Genomic DNA, 2,845 nt, shown 5'->3' with positions numbered 1-2,845 from the left:
AAAAAGCAATGCAAATCAACAAGAGAACCAGAAAGAAAGGGATATAAAAGAAGCAGATAAAGCGGTTATGGAGTATGTTAAAGCTGAAATTGAAGTGGACTACGGAAAGTTAGCAACGTTAGTTTATGAACCATTAAAGGATGAGGATAGAAGTGTACGTCATCCAGGAGTTAGTAAGGATATGGGAAGTAGATACGATTTATATAGATATGATTTAGAGGAAGGAAAAAATGAACTCTATTACGCAGTAAAATTCTATGATCCTGTAAAGGATGGGCCAGTAAATATAGAGTTGAAAATGGTGAAAGATGAAAAAGATGGGAAATGGAAAAATTATAGCTGGACTTGGAATTGGGAACATAATATCAAGGACATAGTTGGGAGTGTAAAACCTATACATGTCCATAAATGGGGGCAAAAGGAATGAAAAAACTTTTCTCTATTTGTATGATTCTTGTATTCTTTTTACTACCGTTAGGGCCTCATGTGGCCCTAGCGGAAGATACAAAAAAGGAAGAAAAACAGGAACAAAAAGGGGCGAGAATTTCTGAAAATCTATTTAGTGGGTACACAGATGGGATTTACAAAGATAAATATTATGAGATTGATACGTACCAGCCAAAGGAAGATGAAAAAAATGTATTTCAAAAAGTTGGTGGGTACTTATTTGGTGATGATAGTGTAGGTAAAGATTTACAGAGGATGTTGTATACAACTTGTCAATGGTTTGCGAACATGGCTTTTCAATTAAGTGTAATTCTTAGTCAATTAACCATTTTCTTAGTTGATCAAGCGTTGAATCTGGATATTGTAGATGCTGTAGCGGATAAATTAGGAGCGGCTATGCAAAATATTGCTGGTATTGAAAAAGGGGGCTTTTTATCTTCTGGACTGTTCCCAGCAATTATCGGTATTGCGTGTGTGTTATCGGCTTGTTATGCAGGCTATATCTTCTTTATTAAGCGCCAACCCTCAAAAGGTCTAAGTGAGTTAGTAAAAACGGTATTGGTTATTGCTTTTATTGTTACGTACATTGGGAACGCAAGTACAATCTTAAAGAGTGCAAATACAATTAGTTCTGAAATTAGCGTAACAGTATTAGCGAAGGCAACGGGGACGGTTGCGGGTGATCCTGGACGCTCCAAAGCGGACGCAATCTTTTCAGTAAAAAAGCAGATTTGGGATTTGTTAGTTGAACGACCATATTTGTTTCTACAGTATGGGGAGGATTCAAAAGAAAAATTAGGTGCTAAACGAGTAGATGAACTATTAGCAACGCCTCTTGGAAAAGATAGAGATGAAAAGATAAAAAAGGAAGTTAAAGACGGAAATCAAATGATGGTGATTTCTTCTGTAGGAGAGCGCCTTGTATTTACAGTCATGTATTATGTTGTGAATACATTCGCAGGTGTTCCAGTAATCGCGTTTTGTTTACTAATTGTAGCATTCCAATTATGGTTCCTTGTCATGAGTATTATCTCACCAATCGTCATGGCGGTGGCTTTATTGCCAGGACATCGCAGAGTAATTGAAAGCTGGGCTTCACAATGGATTCGACCATTGGCATTAAAAATCTTTATGTCTGTTATGCTTGTCATCATCTTTACGATAGCAGAACTACTTTATGTGTTACCAGAAGCGGGCGTTGCAGGATATGTGTCTACAATGATTTTCCAAATTCTTGTTTTCGTTCTTTGCTATCTGTTTAGAGGAAATATTGTTGCGGCCTTTAGTCGAGCACGTGGTGTGTATGAAACGGTCACAAATATATCTCTTATGACTGAAAACTTTGTAGATAAGGGGAAAGAGTACGCTGGAAATACAATGTCTTATATTGGAGACAAAATGGGAATGCATTTTAACAACGCGGCTGAATTGGCGGCGGCAGGCGGCCAGTTAGAAAATGCAGGGACAGACGACGAAAAGACAAAAGCCAACCCGTTAGTGCAAGCCAATATACCGAATGATTTACCAAATAATCAAACGGAACAAGAAAAAGAAGAGAATCAAAAGAAAGGAAAACTTATTTCTTTACAGGATCGTGATAAACAGGGGAATTTACTACAGCAGGAAGAGGAAGGGAAAGAACAAACGCCACTAGGTGAAGAAGAGGCACCAATGCAACAAGACCTTATCAGCTTAGATAAGGAAGCATTAGAACAAGAAATGGAAGGACAACAAGAAGGAACAGAGGTAGAAGAATCAGAAATGGGCGTTCAACCAGAGCTTGTATCTTTACAAGATGAGGAAATCCCTACAGGAGAAGAAATGCCAGCTGATATAGAGGCATATGAAGAAATTCAAACAGAAGTACCAGAACAAGAGGTACCATTAGAAGACGTTTCAACTGATATGGAAGCATATGAAGAAATCCAAACAGAGGTGCCAGAACAAGAAATACCACTAGAAGAGGTTTCAAGCGATATGGAGGCATATGAAGAGATTCAAACAGAAGTACCAACACAAGAACTTCCATTAGAGGAAGTGTCAACAGATCATGAAGCACATGAAGAAATCCCATCCGATATCCCACAACAAGACATTCCGATGGATATTTCAAGAGAAGAAATACAGCCAGAACAGGAAACTTCAACACATATTCCACAACAAGAAATTTCAACACCAATTGAAACAGAGGCAAATGAACCTTTAATACCAGATACAATTCGTGCAGATGTAAATGAGGAAGGTGTCATTGTCCCTCATACACCAGAAACAACAAGTGCAGATATACCAGATGCTATTCCTGCAGAAGTAAATGAGTCTGGGGAGATTGTTGCAAAAAAACCTAATATAGATGTCGAGTCAACTGTACAAGAAATAAATTCTTCTGACTCATTTATCC

General features: G+C 38.0%; 2 protein-coding genes. Both read left to right on the top strand.

All coding sequences use genetic code 11. The features are described 5' to 3' along the window. The coding region (locus ACQGS6_RS25850) for a hypothetical protein (protein WP_426965838.1) at positions 1–427 on the top strand (427 nt) is incomplete at its 5' end. Further along, the coding region (locus tag ACQGS6_RS25845; protein WP_426965837.1) for a CD3337/EF1877 family mobilome membrane protein at positions 424–2,845 on the top strand (2,422 nt) is incomplete at its 3' end. The genes ACQGS6_RS25850 and ACQGS6_RS25845, both read left to right, overlap by 4 nt.

The sequence above is a fragment of the Bacillus sp. GMs2/2 genome, assembly GCF_050172095.1.
GTDB classification, from domain to species: Bacteria; Bacillota; Bacilli; order Bacillales; family Bacillaceae_G; genus Bacillus_A; species Bacillus_A cereus.
Note: the sequence above shows the minus strand (reverse complement) of the source record. Positions and strands in the feature narration are given on the sequence as shown.